This window comes from Prevotella sp. Sow4_E9_plate, assembly GCF_052116205.1.
Taxonomy (GTDB): domain Bacteria; phylum Bacteroidota; class Bacteroidia; order Bacteroidales; family Bacteroidaceae; genus Prevotella.
Genome location: NZ_JBQKLN010000019.1, coordinates 1 through 23,269, shown reverse-complemented (window position 1 = coordinate 23,269; position 23,269 = coordinate 1). Strand labels below are relative to the sequence as shown.

Below are 23,269 nucleotides of genomic sequence, written 5' to 3'. Positions count from 1 at the left end.
AAGTGTCCCAGATTATCTACACTCATTTTTAGCGTATTTCCGTCCAACCCGACAAGTTGGACGGAAATACGGAAATTATAGACTTATTTAGCGAGCAATGAGATGGCGAAACCACCACCACGTGCTTCTTTAATCTTCAAGACATCACCCTTCTTCACAGTCTTGTGAATGATCTGGTAAGATTTAGGATTCTTCTCGTAATCGGCATTCTTGCCGTCCTGATAGATAGCGCAAGCATACTTCTTGCCCTTATCCAGGAAGTCGAGCTTTACTACGGCTGTGCGGGCTGCATCAGTCTTACCACCGACAAACCAGTTGTCGGTTCCCTTTGCCTTGCGGGCTACGGTGATATACTTAGCAGGCTCAGCCTCCAGGTACTTGGAGTCATCCCAGTCGCAAGCTACATCACGGATGAACTGGAAAGCATCATCATACTTCTCATAATGCTCTGGAAGATCGGCTGCCATCTGCAACGGACTGTACATCACGAGATAGAGAGAAAGCTGACCACAGAGAGTGGTATGAACATAACTCTTATTGTTGCTCCACTCAGAAAGCTTGGTCTCGAAGATACCAGGAGTGTAATCCATCGGACCACCCTGCAGACGGGTGAATGGCAACATCACGGTATGATAAGATACAGAACCGCCAAATGCTTCGTACTCTGTACCACGTGCACTCTCGTTACCAACCAGGTTAGGCCAGGTGCGGCAGATACCAGTAGGACGGGTTGCCTCATGAGCATTCACCATGATATGATGCTTGGCTGCAGTCTCGATGACACGCTGGTAGTGATTGTTCATCAACTGGCTGTAGTGATACTCACCTCTTGGGATGATATCGCCGACATAACCGGTCTTCACGGCATCATAACCATATTTGTTCATCAGGTTGAAGGCATCCTCCAGATGGCGCTCATAATTGAGTGCAGAAGAAGATGTCTCGTGGTGCATCATCAGCTTCACGCCCTTAGAATGAGCGTATTCATTGAGCATCTTGATATCGAAATCAGGATATGGAGTCACGAAATCGAAGACATCGAGTTTCTGATGACCGAACCAGTCTTCCCAACCTTCGTTCCAGCCTTCTACCAGAACCTCCTGCAAACCGTTCTTGGCTGCAAAGTCGATATAGCGCTTTACTTCCTCGTTGGTTGCACCATGAGTACCGTTAGGCTTGCACTTGCTGTAATCGGTTACACCGAGACGAACAGATGGCAGGTCGTTGGTATAGCTCCAGGTCTTGGTGCCTACAATCATGTTCCACCATACACCGCAGTACTTGGTTGGATGAATCCATGAAGTATCCTCAATCTTGCAAGGCTCGTTGAGGTTCAATGTCAACTTGCATGAAAGCATATCACGGGCATCATCACTAACAAGGACGGTACGCCAAGGTGTATTGAACGGAGTCTGGATGAATCCCTTTCTGCCTACGGCATCAGGAGTCAGCCAAGACTCAAAGGTCAATGTCTTTTCATCCAGGTTGAGGTGCATGGTTGGATAATCCAGGCAGGCAGCCTCGTGGATATTGATATAGAGACCATCCTTGGTCTTCATCTGGAGAGAGGTCTGAACACCGGTATCCGAGAAGACGGTGGTAGAAGAATTGCTCTTGTAAGCTTCGCGGTTCTTCGCAATAATTGGACGAATACCGGTCAATGGAGTAATCTGATATTCATACTCCTGAGTATCGTAATCGCCAGGAATCCAGTAAGCGGTATGATCGCCTGCCATGGCAAACTGGGTATGCTCCTCCTGAATGACGAAATAGTTCAGGCTTTCCTGCTGAGGGAACTCATAGCGCAAACCCATACCATAATCATATACACGGAAGCGGATGGTGATGTTGCGCTTGGATGAAGCCTGGTTCAGGTTTACCTCCATCTCGTTGTAGTTATTACGGATGGTAGCGGTCTCACCCCATACAGGCTTCCAGGTTTCATCGAAGGTCGATGTCTTGCTGCCTGTTTCTGTAAAACCATCCATCAGGCTGGTTTCCTCCATACCCTTAGAGGCATGCTTATCCTTCGCCAACTCCAATCCGAGATGGGATGGCTTACATACAGTCTTTCCCTTATAGCTCATCTCATAGGTAGGCTGTCCCTTTTCTGTCAAAGAGAAAGTTACTGAGACGTTGCCGTTAGGCGACTTAACGGTCTGGGCTGCTGCCAACATCGGGAGCAAGAGACCCATCACTAATAAATTCAGTTTCTTCATATTGTTCAGTTATTGCTTATTCTTGTTTTTTGTTTCCTTGCTAGTTCATCTTAATTATATTCAGTTTATTCTTAAGACAGTGCAAAGATACAAAAAACAAAAATACCCTCCGCAAACTGGGAGGGTATTTTTCTGTATATCAGGGTGCAAACGTTTGCACGCACATGCATTCTCTGTTGCTTTTGCACTCACTTTTGCTATTACTTTCGCAAAACCTTAGATTCTTCCACCTTGAGCTATCAGCTCGGTGATGTTCTCCATAAACTCCTTGCTGGCAGCCAATTCCTCCAGACTGAGGTGCATGCGATAGCGCCAGTAGTGCTTTGGATTGGCAGGGATGTTGATGCGCTCGGCATCGGCAGACGGCAGACGGAGTCTCTCATCGATGGCAAGCCAGTCCTGGACACTCAATATGCAGAGCATGGATGGAGAGGCCAGGTGACGGGCGATGATATCTCTTGCCAACCAACCTGGGAGCGGATGAGGAGCTGGTCCCTCACGATAGAGCATCGTGTTGTAATACTCCTGAGTACGGGAGATGTTCTCGTCCCACCACATACGCAAGGTTGGCATATCATGGCTGGTGATGGTGCAGACAGAGCGGTATGGGTTGCGGCTCAGATGACCGAACTTAACCGTAGGATCCTTTGGCATGCTCTGGAGCTCCAGGCTCAATATCTTCAACTCGTCCATCACCCATGGCACGCAATCAGGTACCATACCGAGGTCTTCGGCACAAACCAGCATACGGGTAGCCTGAACCAGCTTAGGAAGTTTCTTCATAGCCTCGCCATACCAGAACTGGTTGTGGCGGCGGTAGAAGTAGTCATTGTAAAGGCGGTTGAACACAACCTTATCACTATCATAGAGCGACTCGTAGATGAAATCGAGCTGCGCAGAGATACGTGGATGGAAGAGTTCCGGATTCTTGCGGTCACGAACGAAGAGAACATCACTTATCAAGGCATACAAGCCGTCACGCAACCAGATTTCCTTCTCATCTGTTACATCAGCGAAGAGAGCTTCTACCTTGCGCTGGGTATCTACCTCTGGCTTCATCTGATAACGCTCATCGTCGAGACGGTCGAGATATTTCTCCTTCACCTCGTCAGCACGCTCATGGAACATGCGGTCCAAGACCCAGTCGGTGATGAACGGACGGGTAAAGCGATCCTCCTGGAAGTTCAAGCCGTAGCCCTGAATCTCCTCACGGGTCATGCCGAGGGATGGAGCAAACTGTCCGAGCAAACCATGTACGCTATCTACCGGAATTTCCCAGATACGGAAGAAGCCGAGCACGTGGTCGATGCGATAAGCATCAAAGTACTTAGACATATTCAGGAATCTGCGGGTCCACCACTGGCAACCGTCCTTCAACATCTCATCCCAGTTATAAGTAGGGAATCCCCAGTTCTGACCGTTCACAGAGAAGTCATCCGGTGGAGCACCTGCCTGACCGTTCATGTTGAAGTACTTAGGCTCCATCCAGACATCACAACTGTGACGATGCACACCGATAGGAATATCACCCTTCAGGATGACCCCCTTAGCCTTGGCATGCTCGTGTGCCTCCTGCATCTGCTTGTTCAGAATGAACTGCACGAAGTAGAAGAACTCAACGTTCTTGTACGCCTCGGTTTCAGGGTTGGTCAAATCCTTGCGCTCAGCCTCATCCCAGACATTATGGTCTGTCCACTGAGTGAAGTCGGCAGTACCATTCTTGTCGCGCAGGTAAGAATACTGTGCGTAAGGCACGAGCCACTGTTGTGTTTCCAGAATGAAAGCCTTGAAATCGGCTCCCGACATTATCTTTTTGCCTTCCTGTTCGAATATCTGGTGCAAGTAATTGATCTTGAAATCATTTACCTGTTCATAATCTATCTGGGACAAACTGTTCAGCTGTTCACGTTTCTTCTCTGCCGCAGCACGAGCCTTGGCATCCTTCAACTCTGGAAGTGCATGAAGATCGGCATACATAGGATGGATGGCGAAGACGCTGATGCAGCTATATGGATAACTGTCCGTCCAGGTATGGGTGATGGTGGTATCATTGATTGGCAGAAGTTGAAGAACTTTCTGACCGGTAGATGCCACGAGATCAATCATAGTCTTGAGATCACCGAAATCGCCCACTCCGGCACTCTTCTTGCTGCGCAAGGAGAATACCGGCACCTGCGTTCCGGCAAGCTTGCGGTTGTAAAGGGCGAAGAATGCCTGGTCTAAATCATAGACTACGACTTCTCCTGCCTCCATCTCCGGCAAGTCAATGGTACGGTTCATTCCTGTCTCCCAAAGAACCTGTGACTTCTTCTTATCAACAGCCACAAACTTCAGTTCCAAATGAGAACTCTGCAACTGGGTAGCATCCAAATCTACTGCCCATTCATTATAGATATGCTGAGTCATTGGTACCACGTTCTGAAGATTCCAGTTACCCAATACCTGACCAGCGCCCAACAATCCGAGTCTCTCACCATCACGCAACTGAGGAGCACGAACAATAATACGGACTGTCTTAGCATAGTTACATGGCTTCATCTCCTGAGGAGCCTGGTGGTTGATGCAGTCAGTAAAGGCACTACTATACAAGTAGGAATCCTGAGGTATCACCTTCCAGTGATCGTAGAGCGTATATTCCGCAGCCTTCTTCGCTGTCATATCCAGGCGATGCTTCACCAGAAGCCATTCTGTCTTCAGAACAACGCCCTCACGTACTACGCTATAAAAATAGGTGTAAGCCTGCTGAGTAGGTTCTACACACCAATCATACGACCAGCGCTCACCATCGAGCGTGGTCAAAGGAAACTTCACTTCCTCATTATCTTTCTGAATGTTGACGACAATCTGCTCGCCGAACATTGTCTTATACGAAATATGAAAATGTATAATCATAAGACTCAAAAAGGTTATTTTGTTATTATTTACGGTGCGAAATTAAGAAAAATATCCGTTATATTCAACTTTCATTTGCACAAAAGAACAAAAAAACGATGCAAACGTTTGCATTAGTTTCGGTTTCACACCTATTTCTTTAACTCTTTTGCATTCTTTTTCTGATGGTCCTTGATGATACTAACCGATAAAGCTCCACAGATAAGCAAAATACCAGCCACAATCATCATATCGCTCTGATGAGAACCTACCAGACTCAAGACGCCACCACCACAGATGGCTGCTACAATCTGAGGAATACAGATGGTTCCATTGAACAAGCCCAGATAAGCACCCATGTGACCATAGCCCTGCAAGGCATTGGTAACGAAGGTGAAAGGCATTGCCAACATGGCTGCCCAACCGGCACCAATCATCAGGAATGGGATAAACTGCAAGTACTGGTCGTGAAGGAATGGAATGAGAGCAAAGCCCACACCACCGATAATCAAGCTGACTGCGTATGCCATCTTGGTATTCTTGAACTGAGGAAGAACCACAGCCCAAAGCACACTACCTACTGCCTGAACAGCGAAGAGAATACCTACCCAGTTACCTGCCTCCTGGAACTCTGCCGATTTTGGATCGGTAGTATTCCAAACTGTCTCGGCGATGGCACCGGTAGAATAGTTCCAGAGATATAGGAAACCAGCCCAGCAGAAGAACTGAACCAGTCCCACCTTCCAGAAAGTAGAAGGTGCGTTTTTCAAGAGGGTAATCCAGTCTGCCTTGCCCTCTTCTTCCTTTTCTACCTCGCCAGCTACACCATTATAGGCAGCATACTGCTTAGGATTCCACTCTTTCACCTTCATCGTTGTATAGATGACGCAGAGAATGAGGATGGCAGCGCCCACATAGAACGACCAGATAACAGAATCCGGCACTACGCCCTGTTCAGCTACATTCTTGATTCCCAGGAAGGTAAAGAGGAATGGGAAGATATATCCAGCCACAGAGCCGGCATTGCAGAGGAAACTCTGGATAGAGTAAGCCTTTGCCTTCTGCTTCTCGTTCACCATGTCGCCCACCAGCATCTTGAATGGCTGCATTGCCATATTGATGCTCGTATCCAGGAACATCAGGGCAATCAGTCCGAAGAGCATCGCTCCACTCACGGTCAAGCCCAGCGAACCGGCATTCGGCAGCAGGCACATCACGAGGACGGCAATCGTGGCTCCCACGAAGAGATAAGGGATGCGGCGACCGAATCGGCACCAGGTCTTATCGCTCAGTGTTCCTACTATAGGCTGTACCAGGATTCCCATCAATGGAGGGAGAATCCAGAAATAACTCAAGTTGTGTGGGTCAGCACCCAACGTTGCAAAGATTCGGGAGATATTGGCGCTCTGAAGGGCGTAGGCAATCTGTACCCCGAAGAATCCGAAGCTCAAATTCCAGAGCTTCCAGAAACTTAAATCAGGTTTTTGTGTCATATTGTTATACTTTGAATTTTGAACATTGAATTTTGAACTTTATGATTACTCTTACTTTGATTTTGAACATTGAAATTCACAAAGGACATTAGGTTATTAGAGCTATTTATAAAGTTCAATGTTCAAAGTTCAAAGTTATCTGGTAGTTCCTCTTACCACGAGTCGGGTTCTCACTACTCTTTTCTCTACATCATCTTTCGGGATGGAGCCTTCCACCTGACCGATAAGGATATTTGCCGCTTCCTCTCCTACAGCCACACCTCTCTGTTCCACAGTGGTAAGCATAGGATCGCTAGCCTTGGCACGGTCACCATTGGTAAAGCCACAGATGCTGATATCATCCGGCACACAGAATCCCATACGCTTAGCGGTATAGAGGATGCCGATTGCCGTATCATCGTTGATGGCAAAGAAAGCATCAGGAACATCATCCTGCTCCAGGATTTCAGGTGTGATAGCCTCAGCCTGCGCACGGTTGTCGCAAACCTTCACCCAACTTGGATTTTCCGTCAATCCATGCTTCACGAGGGCATCATGATAACCATTATACCGGTTCTTGGAAATCTCCATATTCATCGGCGAACCATAGAAGGCAATCTTCTTACAGCCCGTATCAATGAGATGAGTCACGGCGGTGAAGGCGCCCATGTAGTCATCCACCACCACTCTGGAGCAGTTGACGCCCGTACATATTCTATCATAGAAGACCAGCGGCACGCCATTGTTCATCAACTTCTCGAAGTGAGCATACTGCTTGGTGTCCTTTGCCTGCGAAACGATGATGCCGCACACCTTATTCTTATAGAAATCATCGCAGATGGCAACCTCTCGGTCATATCTTTCCCTGCTCTGTGCCACCATCACACGATAGCCTCTGGCTCTCGCTTCCTCCTCAATACCCGAAAGAACGGACATAAAATAATAATGTACCAACTCCGGAATGATAACTCCTATCACCTTCATCGGCTGCACCTTGCTATGTCGCAAAGCCTCTCCGATGACGTTGGGATAGAAATTATGTTCCCGCGCATACGCCTGTATACGCTCCTTCTGGGCAGCACTGATTCTAGGGCTGTCCTTCAAAGCTCTGCTCACCGTGGCGATACTTACCCCCAGGTCGCGAGCTATATCTTTCATTGTTATAATATTATTTTCGTTCATGATATCTTTCCTCACGCTGCAAAATTAGACAAATATCCGTTAAGTTACATCATTTCCATTGATTTAAATCAAGCAAAAGGTATGCAAACGATTGCGCATAAGAAATAACGGAATTAACTAAAAAATAGTACATCGTATTGAAAAAGACCTTAATTTTGCACCCAGAAAGAATAAACAGCGCAACTCTTCGACCTATTTTTATATAAAACGAGGCCAGAGACTAAAAACGTGATATTCATCACAAAACAAGCAGAATATTCATAAAGAATAAACAATAAATATAAACATAAACTTAAAAATCAGACAAAATGATGAAGCAGGTAAAATTTAAATTGCCTCTCAGAGCGTTGACCCTAGCAAGTGGTCTGCTTCTGACAGCAAGTTCCTTTGCGCAGACTAATGCGATTAAGGGACACGTGAAGGATGCTTCCGGTGAGCCAGTCATGGGTGCTACCATTACAGTGAACGGTAAGGCAGTAGGTATTACCGACATGGATGGTAACTTCTCTGTTGACGCAGCTCCAGGTACCGATCTTACATTCACCTATCTGGGATTGACTCCACAGACTATCAAAGCCACATCTAACATGATGATTACCTTGGCAGATGACTCTAAGGCTTTGAACGAAGTCGTTGTCATCGGTTATGGTCGTGCTAAGAAGAACGACTTGACTGGTTCTGTTACAGCTATCAAGCCAGATGAGATGTCAAAGGGTATCACCAACAACGCATCAGATATGTTGGTAGGTAAGATTGCAGGTGTAGATGTACAGACTGCTGGTGGTACTCCTGGTGCAGGTGCTCAGATTCGTATCCGTGGTGGTGCTTCTCTCAGTGCATCCAACGACCCACTCTATGTAGTAGATGGTTTGGTTATCGATAATCAGACAGCTACCGGTATGAGTAATATCCTTGCGATGATTAATCCTACTGATATTGAGACTTTCACCGTATTGAAGGATGCTTCTGCCACCGCTATTTATGGTAGCCGTGCTTCTAATGGTGTCATCATCATCACCACCAAGAAAGGCCGCAATGGTCAGAAGCCTTCTATTTCATACACAGGCGATGTAACTATTTCTACTATCCAAAAGAAATATGATGTACTGAACGCTGCTCAGTACAAGGAACTTGTCAGCTCAGTTAATGGTCTTGATGCATCAAAATTAGGTAATGCAGATACCAACTGGCAGGACGAGATTTTCCGCACAGCAGTTTCTACCAACCATAACGTAAGTGTACAGGGTGGCTTGAAGAACATGCCATATCGTGCCAGTGTTGGTTTCAACAACTCAAACGGTATCGTGAAGACCAGTTGGATGAATCGTGTCAACGCTTCTCTCAACTTGGCTCCATCATTGCTCGACAAGCACTTGAACTTCAACCTCACAGGTAAGTTCATGTATGAGAAGGATCGCTATGCAGATGCAGGCGGTGCTATCGGTGCAGCTTTGTCAATGAATCCAACACAGCCTGTTTTTGGGGAAGGTGACCAGTATGCAGTTACAGGCGGTTACTATCAGAACCTGATTAACAAGGCAAATGATATGACAGACCCTAACTGGAAGAATACGACCAACTCTAATGCAGCCCAGAACCCAGTGGCTCTTCTCAACCAGAAAGAGATTATGGCTCACGCCCGTGACTACAGTGGCAACTTCGAGGTAGATTACAAGATTCATGGTTTCGAGGATTTGCATCTGCATGCAAGTTTGGGTGCTCAGTACACCTCTACACAGCAAAGCGATGAGATTTCCAAGTACTCATACTCTAACAACTATTTCGGTTGGGCTGGCATGACCCACTATTGGAAATACAATATGATTGGTAATGCCTATGCACAGTATGCTCATAAATTTGGTGTTCACGACATCGACGTGATGGCAGGTGCCGAGCAGAGCCACTATCACAGACATGGCTACAACCAGGGCTTTGGTACAGATGAATACCTGAAGGAAAACAACCCAGTCCTCAACGAGGAGACAGGTTACTATAACTGGCAGCACAACCCTTCTAAGCGCAGCGAGCAGGAGTGGGCTAATCACAACTCTCTGGTTTCATACTTCGGCCGTTTGAACTATAATCTTCTCGACCGCTACCTGATTACCGCTACATTCCGTGCCGATGGTTCTTCTCGTTTCAAAAAGGGACATAAGTGGGGCTACTTCCCATCAGCAGCCTTTGCATGGAAGATAAACCACGAGAGTTTCTTGAAAGACGTAAAGTGGCTCGATGACTTAAAACTTCGCTTAGGTTGGGGTAAGACTGGTCAGCAGAATGGTATTGACGACTTCTACTATACACCTCTCTATGTAGTAAGTAACTCTTATGCTCAGTATCCATTCGGTAACGACTATCACCAGACTGTACGTCCTAGCAAGTATAACGACAAGTTGACTTGGGAAAAGACTACTACTTGGAATGCAGGTATCGACTTCGCTGCTCTCAACAACCGTTTCTCTTTCAACATTGATGGTTACTATCGCAAGACAACCGATTTGTTATCAACCGTTGACGTACCTGCAGGTACAACTTTCGGTGATAACCTGTTGAAGAACGTAGGTTCCCTCAAGAACTATGGTGTTGAGTTGGCTTTCGACGTAAAGCCTATCGTAACCAAGGACTTTACATGGGATATTACCTATAATGTAGGCTGGAACCACAACGAGATTACTTCTCTTGATGCCGGTGCTCAGGACTGGGTATGGACAGGTGACAAGATTTCTCGCGGTAACAACACCAAGATTTTGAAGAACAAGGTGGGTGAAGCAGTCAACTCATTCTTCGTTTACCAGCAGGTATATGATGAGAATGGCAAACCTATCGAAGGTCTGTACGTAGATCGCAATGCCGATGGTCAGATTAACGACGCTGACCGTTACTATTACAAGAACCCAGCTGCAGATGTAATCATGGGTCTCACCACTAAGTTCCTCTATAAGAATTGGGACTTCAGTATGGCATTCCGTGCATCTTTGGGCAACTACGTATATTATGACTTCCTGGCAAACAGAGCATCCATCTCTCCATCAGGTCTTTACTCTAACAGTTCATTCAGCAACACCACTCCAGAGGCCGTTAAGCTCGGTTTCACAGGTTTGACAGTTGCCCAGAACTACTTGAGTGATTACTTTGTACGTAATGCTTCTTACTTGAAGTGTACCAATATTACATTGGGTTACAGCTTCCCTGCATTGATCAAGAATTCTTGCAGCGGACGTATCTACTTCACAGCACAGAACCCATTCATCATTACAAAATATAAGGGTATCGACCCAGAGGTAACCAGTGGTATCGACAGCAATCCATATCCACGTCCAATGAGTTTCCAGATTGGTTTGAACCTCAACTTCTAATATATAAAGGATTATAATTATGAGAAATATATTAATAAAGACTGCAGTTGCCGGTTTCCTCTGCTTGGGATTGGCTTCTTGCGCAGACGATTTGAATATCAGCTCAATTGATCCTCAGTCATCACCTAGTTATGATGCCGACGGTCTTTTGGCTAAACAATATGCCACACTTGGCTTGACCGGTCAGGCTGGTCCTGCCGGAAAAGGTGATATGAGCCAGGATGAGGGTGAAAGCGGTTTCTATCGTGTCATCTTCAATCTTCAGGAGCTTTGCACCGATGAGGTTATCTGGGCTTGGCAGACTGATACAGATATCCCTTCCCTCACCAATATTGCATGGAACTCAAGTTCTGTACGTGCCAACTGGGCATACCAGCGCCTGGCATACAACATCACCCTTCACAACCAGTTCATCAGTGAACAGACAGGTAAGATGAGCGATGACGTCATTGCAGAGGTTCGTTTCCTCCGCTGCTTGAACTACTATTATTTCCTTGATCTCTTCCACAAGGCACCTTTCAAGGATACATTTGATAGCGAACTGCCTGTTGAGAAAACCGGTAAGGATCTCTACGACTGGATTGACAAGGAATTGACCGAGATTGAGCCACAACTGAAGGAAGTTGGTGCTTACAATGACGACAAGGGATTTGGTCGTGCCGATTGTGGTGTAGCTTACGCCCTCCATGCTCGTCTGGCTCTGAACTCTGCAGTTTACACAGATGGCCAGGTAAAGGATTTCGCCAAGGCAAAGGACTACTGTGACAAGATTCTCAATAGTGGAGCTTACGCATTGTCAACCGAGACAAAGAATGGATTCTCAGGCTATGAGCAGGTATTCATGGGCGACAACGACCAGAACACCCAGGCTATGAAGGAGATTATCTTCCCTATCCGCCAGGATGGCAAGAAGACTCAGGAATACTCAGGTTCTACATACCTCGTAGCATCTATGCGAACTTCAGGAATGCCAAATTCATTCACCAGCAACTATTGGAGCTGCAACTTCGCCCGCAAGGACTTGGTTGAGAAATTCTTCCCTAATGACAATATCCCTATGGCAGGTGAAAGCGATGCGCTGAAGGATGCCACCGAGGAGCAGGTTATCGCAAAGGATGAAGAATTGCACGTAACCACAAAGGATGTCATCAACAAAGCTGGTGATGACCGTGCCATGTTCTACATGGGTGTAGGTGGCGGCATCCGCACACTCAGCCCTGGCAAGCAGATTACAGGTTTCACAAATGGTGCTTCTATCGTAAAATGGCAGAATCGCCATGCAGACGGTTCCGACATCCACGATGGTACATTCATGGATACAGATATCCCATTGTTCCGCCTGGCAGAGATTTACCTGACACGTGCTGAGGCCAACTATCGTTTGGGAAATACCACTGATGCTCTCGCAGACATCCAGACTATTCAGAAGCGTGCTCATCGCAAGGAGATCTCTGGAGCTGTCGATGAACAGACTTTGATTGATGAGTGGTGCCGTGAGTTCTATGTAGAAGGCCGTCGTCGTTCTGATTTGATCCGCTTTGGTCTCTTCTCTGGTTCCAAGTATCTTTGGGACTTCAAGGGAGGTGTAGCAGGAGGTATCGGTATCGAGTCTAAGTTCAACGTATATCCTATCCCTGTTACCGACATTGCAGGTAATCCTAACATGACTCAGAACCCTAATTACTAATCTTAGTAAATCGGGGATTCTTCGGAATAAAGAACTATAATTGATTAAAGAATACAATTATGAAAAAGATATTTTTAAAATTGATGCTGTTGCCTGCAATGGTTTTGCCTTTGCTCTTCACTTCATGCTCTGACGACAATGACAGCAATCCTAGATTGGATTTAAATCATGCTGCAGACGGATTTGTATTGAATACACCAGCATACGCAGAAAACAATACATACGACTTGGCAAGTGCCAACAACTTGACCTTGTCTTGTTCACAGCCAAACTATGGAGGTATTCCATACGTGGTTCGCTACTATGTGCAGGTTGCACTCGATCAGAAGTTCCTGACAGATACAACAGCTACACATAAAGAATTGTCAACCTCTTACACCACAGCCAAGATGGCTGTGGATGCAGCAGAGTTGAACTCTATACTCGTTGATATGTTCCAGGCAGCCAACCCAGACACAAGCGTGCCAGAAACAATGCCTGTATATGTAAGATTGCGTGCTGTCATAGATGGCACAGCCGACCCTTATCTTGGTCAGAGTTATTCCAACATCATAACCCTGCCTTCAGTGAAGGCTACTTACAAGGCTCCAGATGCTAAGTATCCAGAGAACCTGTTCGTAGTTGGTTCTTCTATCCAAGAGGCTTGGAGCAGCTGGAAGCCAGTGGCTCCTGTATATGGTATGGCAGGCAACTATTATACCATGGTTTATGTTCCTGATGGCGGTTCATTCAAGTGGGGTACATACGAGAATGACTGGCGTGGCTTTAGCCGTCTGGCTGCTGTCAACGATAATGCTGGTGCTGAATTCTCAGAGGATGGCGACGGAAACCTGAAGGTTGCTCATGGCGGCTGGTTCGTTCTCCACTTCGTTGGTGAAATGTCAGCAGACAAGAAGAACATCAACTACTCACTGAATGTTTATCCTGGTGCTGCTTACATCATCGGTGCTGCTGCTGGTGGCAATTGGGACGACGCTTCTGCCGCTTGGGCTATGACAGCTCCTGCAGACCAGACTGGCGAATGGGTATCTCCAGCCTTCGGTGGTGATGGCGAGCTCCGCACATATATCAAGATTCCAGGAATCGACTGGTGGCGTACAGAGTACACTATCTTCAAGGGCAACTGCTTCTGGAGAAACATGAACATTGTTAATTCTTGGTCTGAGGCTGGTGAAGGTTACTCTGTAACTTGCACAGCAGGACAGAAGCTCTATGTCAACTTCGACAAGAACACAGCAGAAGTTAAATAATTAAAAACATGAACACAATGAAAAAGACATTATTATATAGCTTAGCAACAATGGCAAGTCTCGCACTTGCCAGCTGCGCTGGCGACTACGACGACTGGGCTAACCCACAGGCCAACGAGCAGGAAGCATCTGCTGCCAAGTATGGGGTAACCTTTGCCAATGGTTCTGAGGCAGAAGGCAGCATGGCTGATGAAGATGGTATCATCAATCTCGTAACAGTCAATTCTACAGATGCCAATGTCTCTGGTTTCACCCTCCAAGATTTCAAGGTGAACGGAGTAGCTGTCAATGGAACAATGGTTGGCAACAGCGTTCAAGTAAGTGCTTCTGAATTGGAGAAACTCGTTTGCGAGCAGAATAAGTCTCGTGCTTCTGTTGCTCGCGACCTGAAAGTGGAGACACAAGTTTCTATCAATCTCGCTTCTGGTGATGCGGTAAGCATTACTACCAAGGGCGAGACTACAGGTAAGTTTACTCCAACAGCAACACCTCAACTCGATGAGAAGGGCTACTACATGCTCGGTCAGGTAAACGGAAATGAGTGGGATGCAAAATCTCCTGTCTGGATGAACAAGATTAGCGATGGAGTTTATCAGTTGAAGGTTACAACTACTGCAGACAAAAACTGGTTTAAGTTCTATGCTGGAAGCAACTTCGTAAGTGAAGACTGGGATTCCATCAACAAGGGAGCCTTGGGCTGCAAGGAGAACGGTTCAGAAGACACATTCGGATACATTCTCTATGATGGCGATTCATGGGGTGAACTTCAGACTCCAGTAATCCCAGGCGCAGGTACATGGATTGTTACTCTTGATATGAACAACCTTACTTACACTGTAGGCAAGCCAGTACTCTATATGGCAGGTGATGCTAATGGATGGGCAACAAATGACTACCTCGCAGGTGAGGATGGTGTACACTTTACTGGTTTCATGTACTTGAACCAGAATGGTTTCAAGTTCTGTACTCAGCCAGAGTGGAAGGGCACCAACTATGGCGCAGACTTCAATACTGCTGCTGATGCAGCCAACATCACCATGACAGAAGAAGCCGGTTACTACAAAGTAGATGTTGATTTGGAAAGCAAGAGCTATGTTCTGACTCCTATCACAACTATTGGTATCATTGGTAGCGCATCCCCTAATGGTTGGGATTCAGACGTAGATATGACATACGTTCCTTACAATGCAGAAACAAAAGCACTTGGCTACTGGGAGGCAAAGGACATCACATTGGCTTCTGGTGAAATCAAGTTCCGTGCCAACGACGACTGGGCTATCAACTGGGGTGGCGATGTAAATGCTCTTACCCAAGGCGGTGGCAACATCTCTGTAGATGCTGGTACTTACGACATCAAGCTCTATGCATGGGCTAATGGCTATGCAAAGTGTGTAATGACAAAGAAGTAAGCATTTGCTTCATCAAATAAACTAAATATCAATAGGCGGCTCTCAATTCCGGGAGCCGCCTATTTTTTTTCTTTCTCCTCATCCTTTTCAAGTATTTTTTCCCTAAAACCTTGGAAGTTACGAGGAAAAGTCGTATCTTTGCACCGAATAAGTACAACATTTATATTTTTATGATTATGAGAACAGGCGACAAAGTATTAATATCTCCAGACTTGACACATGCCAAAGACTGGACACAGGGCGAAGTGATTGAAGTTGAGAACAATCCTTTCGTAGGAATTGTCATCTCCGCAAAAACCGCAGATGGGAACATATTCTTTGGATATAAGGACTTATTTGAACCAGCAAAGGAGGCAGTATGTACGCACTAGCATTTGATATGGTTATTTCCGATTTACAAAAATACTATGGCGAACCTTACAACAAGGCTTACTACGAAATAAAAGAGCTTCTAAAGAAGAATGGTTTCGAGTGGGTGCAAGGCAGTACATACATGACGATGAATGATGATTTGACTGCACTTGTAAAAACTGTTATGGAGCTTTCTAAAATAGAGTGGTTTAAGAAATCCGTCAGAGATCTAAGAGGATTCAAAGTTGAAAGTTGGTCGAACTTTACTGATTTAGTTAAAAATTCATAGAATAGGCGACTCTCCTCCAATCCGGGAGCCGCCTATTTTCTTTTTTGCGCTAACCCACAACATTTCCCCATAAACATTTGGTGGTTACGAGGAAAAGTCGTATCTTTGCGGCAGCATTAAAAATAACATTAAAAGTAAAGCAATATGGATGTAGCTATAAATAATATAACAACAACAATAACTGTTCCGCAAGTTGACTTCAACTTATTAAAGGAACTGGCAAAGAAGTTTGGCTGGGTTATTCAAACCGAAAAGAAAAGTGGCATTGAAGAAGCCCTAGAAGATGTTAAAGCTGGAAGAGTATATCATGCAAAAGATGCTCACGACTTAATCAAACAGTGCTTAGAATGAAATACTCTATTGACTTTACAAACAAATTTAAAAAGTCTCTGCGAAAAGGAGTGAAACGTGGTCTAGATCCAACCCTCATTGAAAAAGCCGTAGAGAAACTAGCCAAAGAGGGGAAACTGCCACCATCATATAAATCGCATAAACTTCATGGAAACCTAGAAGGTATTTGGGAGTGTCACATAACCCAGATTGGTTGATGCTGTGGGAACAAAACGATGAAAAACTAACCTTGCTGTTTCTCAACAATGGAACCCATAGCGATTTGTTTTAATAAAATAGCCTTACAAGTTAAATGTGATGAAAATATCTCTTAAGGGAAGAATTTATTTCCCTTAAGGAAAAAATAAATATCCTTAAGGGAAAATTTTCAATCTCTTCTTTCCCCATTTTCCGGAAGTTTCTCCTTGACTGTCTCTTTCTGGAATATTATTTACATACCGTAATCTATATGCCAGCAGAATTATGACTGGACTATAATGTGATTCCCCCTCTCACCAGCCATTTCGCAAAGAAGCGGTCGCTTACTAAATAGCCGTTTGGGGTCTTGCTTACCAGCAGCTTATCCACCAATGCCTTTAATGCCGTCTTCACGCTGCTCGTGGCAGGAAGATGGTGGGTGCTGATAAACTGCTGGCTCAATGGCGAAGATACCAGGCTCTCACTAGCTATAGCCAGCAACAGCTTCTGCTGGTTCTCCGTAAGCCAGGCACAATAATTCTGATAAACCATCGTTCAATGTTGCCATATTATTGCTTTAATCTTATTGTTTTCGTTACACTTGCAACCATTGCGCTTTTTACGCAACGCAAATTACGCAATAAAAAACGAGATAGCCAAATGTTTTCTAGTTTTTTAATAATAATTATCTCCTAAAGCCGTATCTGATGCGCAGACAACGGAATAAGCAAAAGTACTTCACACTACACTACAGCGGAAAGGTTAAGGCAGAAGCTGCTAACCCTGGGCATAAAAAATCTGTGTAAATCTGTGAAATCCGTGGGACATAAAAAAACTCCCACAGATTCACACAGATTCATTATCTTTAACCCAAGTTTTACATAGCCAAAAAAATATTTTTTTCATCAAATTATTGCCACATCTATCACTCTCACACTTAACTCATTGATTATAAGCAAATAACGCGTGGCAATAAGGGGATATTTTATTGCCACCTTATTGCCACGCATTACCACGCTTACGCCCTGAACCAGATACGAAAATTCAGATAAGATACTTTTTTCGAATGAGGCTTACTTAAGGTTGAAGTAAGGCTTACGTAATGTTGGAGTAAGGCTTACGTAACATTTAACTAAGCCTCATTCGAACTTCAAATAAGGCTCACTTAAAAGGCAAATAAGGCTCATTTGAACTTCAAATAAGGCTTACTTGAACTTCAACTGAGGCTTACTAGATGGGAATCAGGATGCTTCTGAAATTACGTCCCGACGTATCTTGTACTACGTCGGGATGCATCTTTTACTACATCGGGACGTATCCGATGCTACGTCGGGACGCATCTTTTACTGCGTCGGGACATATCTGAAGCTACGTCGGGACGCAATTTCTACTGCATCGGGTGAGATTTTACGGAAAAAGAAATGAAATCGATAAATATGCAAACGTTTGCACAGATCTTTTGCTTGATTTACATCATATTTGCGCATACATATCAGAATTAGTCGTAACTTTGCAACAAATAAACAAAACATCTTAATCCTTGAATATGAAGAAGATATACTCTACACTCGTTGCCCTACTGGCAACCGCAAATATGTTTGCCCAGGGTTGGCCAGCCAACCATAGCGGCGTGATGCTGCAGGGATTCTACTGGGATTCCTTCAGCGATTCCAAGTGGCCCCATCTCGAAGCACAGGCTCCTGAGCTGGGACAGTACTTCAATCTCGTATGGATTCCACAGAGTGCCAACTGTGGCGGCAAGTCAATGGGTTACGATGACCTCTACTGGTTTTCCAACTACGAAAGTTCTTTCGGAAGTGAAAGCGAACTCCGCTCTCTCATCAAAACCTTTAAGAATAACGGCATCGGAACCATCGCCGACGTGGTAATCAACCACCGTAAGAACGTATCAACCTGGTTTGACTTCCCGGTAGAAACCTACAAGGGAGTGACTTACGAGATGAAATCAACCGATATCTGTGCCAACGATGATGGCGGCAAGACCAAGAAAGAGGCAGATAAGCAGGGCGTAAAGCTCAGCAGCAACAATGATACCGGTGAAGACTGGGGCGGCATGCGCGACCTGGACCACAACAGCCAGAACGTGCAGACCATCGTGAAGGCTTATCTCGACATGCTCCTCAACGACTTCGGCTATGCCGGATTCCGCTATGATATGGTAAAGGGATACAGCGGCAAGTTTACAGGCATCTACAACGATGCAGCCAAGCCAACTTATTCCGTAGGAGAATACTGGAATGGAAATGTATCCGTAGTCAAGAACTGGCTTGAAGCTACTAAGGTTAATGATAAAATCACAAGCGCAGCCTTCGACTTCCCTATCCGTTATGTGGTGCGAGATGCCATCAAATCCAACTGGTCGACCGTAAAGACAGATGGTCTGGCTAACGACCCGGCTTACAAGCAGTATGCCATCACCTTCGTAGAGAATCACGATACAGAATACCGCTCAGCCGGCAAACAGCAGGACCCTATCCGCAAGGATACCCTGGCAGCCAATGCCTACATTCTGGCATCCTGCGGAACTCCATGCGTATTCTACAAGCACTGGATTGACTGCAAGCAGGATATCAAGGCGATGATCAATGCCCGCCAGCTGGCAGGTATCACCAATACCAGCAATACCACCTTCAATGCCTTCAGGGGAGAAGGATATAACGGCATCAGGACCGTAGGCGACAAGGCAACATTGATTGCCATCGTAGGTCCTAACGCCAAGAAGTATGCAGCACCAAACACATACGCCGAACTGCTGAACGGCTACCACTACCGCTATTTCATGCCTAAGAAGGCAAACGTGGCTTGGGTGGATTTGGCTTCCGGTGATTACGAAGGCACGATGAAAGCAAAGCTCGTGGCTGTAAGCAACGCAGACGATGCACAGTTGGTTTATACAACCGATGGCACAGAGCCAACAGCCAGCAGCAAGAAGGCTAAGAGCGGTGAGGAGCTGGAGATTCCTTTCGGCGAGACAACCCTGAAGGTGGGCTTGCTGATGAATGGTGCTGTCAGCGGTATTCTTACCCGTAACTATAAGGTAGAAAAGCCTACTGCTTTCGACCCATACGATATCACCGTATATGCCAACGCAGACCAGGTAGGATGGAAAGATGGCTTCAACTTCTGGGCATGGTGCGATTCTCCAAAGGAAAACCTGACCGTGAAGGGTGTTTGGCCTGGCGACAAGATGACCCAAAGCAAAGTGATTGAAGGCAAGAAATGGTATTATCAAACTTACAAGATCAAGAGCAAGAACTACATGGTTTCCTTCGTATTCAGCACCGGTACCGGTTCGCCACAGACCGTTGATTTCACGAATATCAACAAGGATACCTATCTGGAGGTTCTGAATGAGAAGAACAATGACGGTCTCTATAAGATCAAGGATGTTACGGCTGATATGCCAACTACAGGCATCACCGCAGCTCCTACCATTGACAATACGGCAAGTAAAGACAACGCATGGTATACCCTGAGCGGCATGAAGATGATGCAGAAGCCTAACCAGCCAGGCATCTATACCCACCAGGGCAAGAAACAGATTATTAAATAAAAGTATCAATCATACGATAAGTAATCAATCGAAAAAAGAGGACCTTAAGAGTCCTCTTTTTTTATTTTGTGATTACTTTATCTTTGTCTCTGGTCAGCACCCCACATCAGCTTCTCTCTCAATGTAGAGAAATATCTCTGGTTCCGCTGCTTTACTATTTTAATGGCATGTGGTGCCTTACGGATAATCAGGCGGGTCTGCTCGGTCATGCGTTCGCTTCGTCCGTCAATAGCCACGAGATAATTATGGCTGCGGCTCTCCACATCCAGCACGATCTCCGCCGTATCATTGATGACAATAGGACGGATATTCAGACTGTGAGGAGCAACGGGAGTCAGACAGAGACTACCACTCTGCGGAATGATGATAGGTCCGCCATTAGAGAGATTATATGCAGTAGAGCCCGTAGGAGTAGTCACGATAAGACCATCCGCCTGATAAGTGACCAGGAACTCCCCATCCACCTGGGTACGGATAGAAATCATCGAAGCATCATCCCTTTTCAATACCGCAATATCGTTCAAGGCGAAAGGATTTCCCGCCAAGACGCCGCCTTCAGCCTCTACCTGAATCACCGCATGGTCCTCTATCAGGCAATCACCAGCATACAGACTGTCCAGCGCCGTTTCTATCTCACTAGGCAACACATCGGCAAGGAAACCCAGACGGCCCATATTCACACCAAGAATAGGAGTTTCCTTTGCTCCCACCCTGCTCGCCGCCTTCAGGAAGGTACCATCACCGCCCATAGAGATGACATAGTCTACATCAAAGTTGTAGTCCTCGAATACGCCGGAAGCCTTTACCTCAAGATGCTCCATCTTGGTAAGAAAATCGTAGAAGAGGCTTTCAAAATAAACTTCAGCTTCCTTCTTTTCCAGATAAGAAAGGATTTTCTCTATCGAAGCACTCTTCTTGGCTTGATATTCATTGCCAAAAATTGCGAATTTCAAATGTTGTTGTCCCATTTATTTTGTTATTTCAATTATTATTCTTACTTTTGCAAAGGTAATAATATAATTCGAATAACAAAACAAAAAACGAATAAATTATGGCAAAGGTATATGAATTTCTTGCCAATGGCTTCGAGGAAATCGAAGGTTTGGCTCCAGTAGACATCCTCCGCAGAGGGGGTGTAGACATCAAGACCGTCAGTATTACAGGTAGTGAATGGGTAGAGACTTCTCATGGAGTCACCATCAAGGCTGACCTGAAGTTCGATGATATCCAGAGCTTTGAGGATGCCGATATGTTGCTCCTTCCTGGTGGAATGCCGGGCAGCAGCCACCTCAATGAGCATGAAGGCGTTCGCCAGGCGCTCATCGCACAGCAGAAGGCTGGCAAACGGATCGGTGCCATCTGCGCAGCCCCTATGGTTCTGGCAAGCACTGGCATTCTCGAAGGCAAGAAGGCAACCTGCTATCCTGGCTTCGAGCAGTATTTCAGCGAGAATACAGAATATACAGCTACCCTCTTCCAGGAGGATGGCAACGTGATTACGGGCGAAGGTCCTGCCGCCACCCTTCCATACGCCTATAAGATATTGAGCTACTTCGCAGGCAAGGAAACCGTGGCAGCCCTGCAGGATGGCATGATGTACACCCACCTGATGGAGAGCAAATAATAATTATTAATTATCAATTATAAATTCCATCATGGATTACGTAATCATAGTAGCCGGAGGCAAGGGCCTCCGCATGGGAAGTGAGATTCCGAAGCAGTTCTTGCCTGTAGCCGGCAAGCCTATCCTGATGAGAACCATTGAGCGTTTTCATGAATACAACCCTGAGCTGAGCATCATCCTGGTTCTCCCGGAGAGCCAGCAGGAATACTGGCATCAGCTCTGCGAAGAATATCATTTCGACATCAAGCACCAGATAGCCAACGGTGGCGACACCCGATTCCAGTCTTCCAAGAATGGACTTTCGCTCATTCCTGACAATGAGGATGGCGTAGTGGGTATTCACGATGGCGTCCGACCATTCGTTTCTACGGATGTGATTGAGGAATGTTTCGAGACGGCTCGCGAGGAATATGCAGCCATCCCGGTATATGCTGTAACCGATACCTTGCGCTACATCGACCAGCACGGCGGTGGCAAGAACGTGCTTCGCAGCGACTACCGTGTGGTGCAGACTCCTCAGACCTTCGATATCGGTCTGGCGAAACAGGCATTCAACCAGGAATACAAGGAGCAGTTTACTGACGATGCATCGGTCATAGAAAGTCTCGGTTGCCAGGTAGCAATGGTAGAAGGTAATCGCGAAAACATCAAGATTACCACCCCGTTTGACATCAAGATAGCAGAAGCTCTCCTGAAATAGATACCAATACTGCCGTTATCACAAGTGAGGTCCCACACGCCCCAGAAAGTAAGGCCCCACACGCCCTGTTTTAGGGCAAAAGCTTTATTAATCATCTGGTTTGAAGGCTTTTGTCCTTACAGGGCGCAAAGGTGCATTCCGTTAATACTGCCCCTTCCCCTCGCAAACGCCATAGCAGTTTTTGGCAGGTCTAGCAACACTGCGTTTTACGGTGTCGCTAGACTTAATATGCAGTCTCACAGCGTTATCCGCTCTTTTATATCCCAGCACATCACACTTGACAGGGCGAGCAGCCTTGCTGCCCCCTTCACTTCGACCAGTGACCGTTGGTTCTGGGCGAAGATGGTTACAGTGGTTACGGTTACAGAAGTTACAGTTTTCAGCGGAGGGGGTATAAGGGATTTCGAGAACTTTCAGATTGTAAGTAATAATAATAGATAATAATATATATATTTATATATATTATTATCTCCTTCTAAAGAAGGGAGAGGGAATTGGCTTAAGAAAAACTGTAACTTCTGTAACCGTAACCACTTTTGGGGGAAAAGCGGGGTAGATAGCGCAAAAGACTAACGTAGAGTTGGGATGCACAAAACATAGAGAAACCATTTACAAAATATAGTTTTCTCATCACAAAAACTATGACTGAGCCCACTTTAAAAAGGGGCATATTTTGAATCCAGCATGACCAGTGTGGTCATTCTGAGTGAAACATAGCAATTGGCTCCGCTGGTGAATATCTGTCGAGAAATCGCTT

The 23,269-nt window shown here is 45.8% G+C and carries 17 protein-coding genes; 11 read left to right on the top strand and 6 right to left on the bottom strand.

What is annotated here, in order from left to right:
• Positions 1-83 precede the first annotated feature (83 nt).
• From ACTQ53_RS09195 to ACTQ53_RS09180, 4 genes are all read right to left on the bottom strand, one after another.
• The gene (locus ACTQ53_RS09195; RefSeq protein WP_217761968.1) at positions 84-2,219 is read right to left on the bottom strand and encodes a glycoside hydrolase family 97 protein; all 2,136 of its coding nucleotides are present in this window, start codon (positions 2,217-2,219) and stop codon (positions 84-86) included.
• A 216-nt stretch (positions 2,220-2,435) separates the two neighbouring features.
• On the bottom strand, positions 2,436-5,111 hold the full coding sequence (locus ACTQ53_RS09190; protein ID WP_441932789.1) for a 4-alpha-glucanotransferase: 2,676 nt from the start codon (positions 5,109-5,111) through the stop codon (positions 2,436-2,438).
• Between the two features lie 131 nt (positions 5,112-5,242).
• Complete coding sequence (locus tag ACTQ53_RS09185) at positions 5,243-6,583, bottom strand: MFS transporter (RefSeq protein WP_294968517.1); 1,341 nt, start codon at positions 6,581-6,583, stop codon at positions 5,243-5,245.
• A gap of 135 nt (positions 6,584-6,718) precedes the next feature.
• A complete protein-coding gene (locus tag ACTQ53_RS09180) occupies positions 6,719-7,744 on the bottom strand; it encodes a LacI family DNA-binding transcriptional regulator (RefSeq protein ID WP_264951261.1) in 1,026 nt (341 codons plus the stop codon).
• 311 nt (positions 7,745-8,055) lie between these two features.
• On the opposite strand from ACTQ53_RS09180, the gene ACTQ53_RS09175 reads away from it, so the two are divergent.
• The 8 genes from ACTQ53_RS09175 to ACTQ53_RS09140 all read left to right on the top strand — a co-directional run bounded on the left by ACTQ53_RS09175 (position 8,056) and on the right by ACTQ53_RS09140 (position 16,634).
• Positions 8,056-11,100: a SusC/RagA family TonB-linked outer membrane protein gene (locus ACTQ53_RS09175; protein ID WP_441932813.1), complete on the top strand. Its 3,045-nt coding sequence runs from the start codon at positions 8,056-8,058 to the stop codon at positions 11,098-11,100.
• A 19-nt stretch (positions 11,101-11,119) separates the two neighbouring features.
• The gene (gene susD / locus ACTQ53_RS09170; RefSeq protein ID WP_441218587.1) at positions 11,120-12,787 is read left to right on the top strand and encodes a starch-binding outer membrane lipoprotein SusD; all 1,668 of its coding nucleotides are present in this window, start codon (positions 11,120-11,122) and stop codon (positions 12,785-12,787) included.
• A 59-nt stretch (positions 12,788-12,846) separates the two neighbouring features.
• A complete protein-coding gene (locus ACTQ53_RS09165) occupies positions 12,847-14,037 on the top strand; it encodes a SusF/SusE family outer membrane protein (RefSeq protein ID WP_441932788.1) in 1,191 nt (396 codons plus the stop codon).
• Between the two features lie 8 nt (positions 14,038-14,045).
• Positions 14,046-15,446: an Outer membrane protein SusF domain-containing protein gene (locus tag ACTQ53_RS09160; protein ID WP_441932787.1), complete on the top strand. Its 1,401-nt coding sequence runs from the start codon at positions 14,046-14,048 to the stop codon at positions 15,444-15,446.
• Positions 15,447-15,622: 176 nt separating this feature from the next.
• Positions 15,623-15,817 carry a transcriptional regulator gene (locus ACTQ53_RS09155; RefSeq protein WP_117662311.1) on the top strand — a complete coding sequence of 65 codons (195 nt, stop codon included), beginning with the start codon at positions 15,623-15,625 and terminating at the stop codon, positions 15,815-15,817.
• Positions 15,805-16,086, top strand: a complete 282-nt coding sequence (locus tag ACTQ53_RS09150) for a virulence associated protein D (protein ID WP_022120086.1) — start codon at positions 15,805-15,807, stop codon at positions 16,084-16,086. Before ACTQ53_RS09155 ends, ACTQ53_RS09150 begins: the two co-directional genes overlap by 13 nt.
• Before the next feature lie 144 nt (positions 16,087-16,230).
• Entirely contained in the window at positions 16,231-16,437 is a 207-nt protein-coding gene (locus ACTQ53_RS09145) for a hypothetical protein (protein WP_153123669.1), read from the top strand.
• Positions 16,434-16,634 carry a type II toxin-antitoxin system RelE/ParE family toxin gene (locus ACTQ53_RS09140; protein WP_441932786.1) on the top strand — a complete coding sequence of 67 codons (201 nt, stop codon included), beginning with the start codon at positions 16,434-16,436 and terminating at the stop codon, positions 16,632-16,634. The genes ACTQ53_RS09145 and ACTQ53_RS09140 overlap by 4 nt, the downstream gene beginning before the upstream one ends.
• Before the next feature lie 274 nt (positions 16,635-16,908).
• On the opposite strand, the gene ACTQ53_RS09135 is transcribed toward ACTQ53_RS09140, so the two are convergent.
• The gene (locus ACTQ53_RS09135; protein ID WP_294968498.1) at positions 16,909-17,166 is read right to left on the bottom strand and encodes a hypothetical protein; all 258 of its coding nucleotides are present in this window, start codon (positions 17,164-17,166) and stop codon (positions 16,909-16,911) included.
• A 994-nt stretch (positions 17,167-18,160) separates the two neighbouring features.
• Between ACTQ53_RS09135 and ACTQ53_RS09130 the strand changes: the two genes are divergently transcribed.
• Positions 18,161-20,188, top strand: a complete 2,028-nt coding sequence (locus tag ACTQ53_RS09130) for an alpha-amylase family glycosyl hydrolase (protein WP_441932785.1) — start codon at positions 18,161-18,163, stop codon at positions 20,186-20,188.
• Positions 20,189-20,265: 77 nt separating this feature from the next.
• Here ACTQ53_RS09130 and ACTQ53_RS09125 read toward each other — a convergent pair whose 3' ends face one another.
• Entirely contained in the window at positions 20,266-21,156 is an 891-nt protein-coding gene (locus ACTQ53_RS09125) for an NAD kinase (protein WP_294972474.1), read from the bottom strand.
• Positions 21,157-21,239: 83 nt separating this feature from the next.
• On the opposite strand from ACTQ53_RS09125, the gene ACTQ53_RS09120 reads away from it, so the two are divergent.
• The gene (locus tag ACTQ53_RS09120; protein WP_441932784.1) at positions 21,240-21,812 is read left to right on the top strand and encodes a DJ-1 family glyoxalase III; all 573 of its coding nucleotides are present in this window, start codon (positions 21,240-21,242) and stop codon (positions 21,810-21,812) included.
• 31 nt (positions 21,813-21,843) lie between these two features.
• Positions 21,844-22,512 (top strand): 2-C-methyl-D-erythritol 4-phosphate cytidylyltransferase, encoded by a 669-nt coding sequence (locus ACTQ53_RS09115; RefSeq protein WP_294972468.1) that lies wholly within the window; start codon positions 21,844-21,846, stop codon positions 22,510-22,512.
• The last annotated feature ends 757 nt before the right edge of the window (positions 22,513-23,269 follow it).

Excerpts from the sequence above, each read along its gene's own strand:
- ACTQ53_RS09145 (WP_153123669.1), top strand. The coding sequence starts at position 16,231 with ATGGATGTAGCTATAAATAATATAACAACAACAATAACTGTTCCGCAA.
- ACTQ53_RS09155 (WP_117662311.1), top strand. The coding sequence starts at position 15,623 with ATGAGAACAGGCGACAAAGTATTAATATCTCCAGACTTGACACATGCC.
- susD (WP_441218587.1), top strand. The coding sequence starts at position 11,120 with ATGAGAAATATATTAATAAAGACTGCAGTTGCCGGTTTCCTCTGCTTG.
- ACTQ53_RS09190 (WP_441932789.1), bottom strand. The coding sequence starts at position 5,111 with ATGATTATACATTTTCATATTTCGTATAAGACAATGTTCGGCGAGCAG.
- ACTQ53_RS09120 (WP_441932784.1), top strand. The coding sequence starts at position 21,240 with ATGGCAAAGGTATATGAATTTCTTGCCAATGGCTTCGAGGAAATCGAA.
- ACTQ53_RS09125 (WP_294972474.1), bottom strand. The coding sequence starts at position 21,156 with ATGGGACAACAACATTTGAAATTCGCAATTTTTGGCAATGAATATCAA.
- ACTQ53_RS09160 (WP_441932787.1), top strand. The coding sequence starts at position 14,046 with ATGAACACAATGAAAAAGACATTATTATATAGCTTAGCAACAATGGCA.
- ACTQ53_RS09185 (WP_294968517.1), bottom strand. The coding sequence starts at position 6,583 with ATGACACAAAAACCTGATTTAAGTTTCTGGAAGCTCTGGAATTTGAGC.
- ACTQ53_RS09165 (WP_441932788.1), top strand. The coding sequence starts at position 12,847 with ATGAAAAAGATATTTTTAAAATTGATGCTGTTGCCTGCAATGGTTTTG.
- ACTQ53_RS09135 (WP_294968498.1), bottom strand. The coding sequence starts at position 17,166 with ATGGTTTATCAGAATTATTGTGCCTGGCTTACGGAGAACCAGCAGAAG.
- ACTQ53_RS09115 (WP_294972468.1), top strand. The coding sequence starts at position 21,844 with ATGGATTACGTAATCATAGTAGCCGGAGGCAAGGGCCTCCGCATGGGA.
- ACTQ53_RS09180 (WP_264951261.1), bottom strand. The coding sequence starts at position 7,744 with ATGAACGAAAATAATATTATAACAATGAAAGATATAGCTCGCGACCTG.
- ACTQ53_RS09140 (WP_441932786.1), top strand. The coding sequence starts at position 16,434 with ATGAAATACTCTATTGACTTTACAAACAAATTTAAAAAGTCTCTGCGA.
- ACTQ53_RS09130 (WP_441932785.1), top strand. The coding sequence starts at position 18,161 with ATGAAGAAGATATACTCTACACTCGTTGCCCTACTGGCAACCGCAAAT.
- ACTQ53_RS09150 (WP_022120086.1), top strand. The coding sequence starts at position 15,805 with ATGTACGCACTAGCATTTGATATGGTTATTTCCGATTTACAAAAATAC.
- ACTQ53_RS09195 (WP_217761968.1), bottom strand. The coding sequence starts at position 2,219 with ATGAAGAAACTGAATTTATTAGTGATGGGTCTCTTGCTCCCGATGTTG.
- ACTQ53_RS09175 (WP_441932813.1), top strand. The coding sequence starts at position 8,056 with ATGAAGCAGGTAAAATTTAAATTGCCTCTCAGAGCGTTGACCCTAGCA.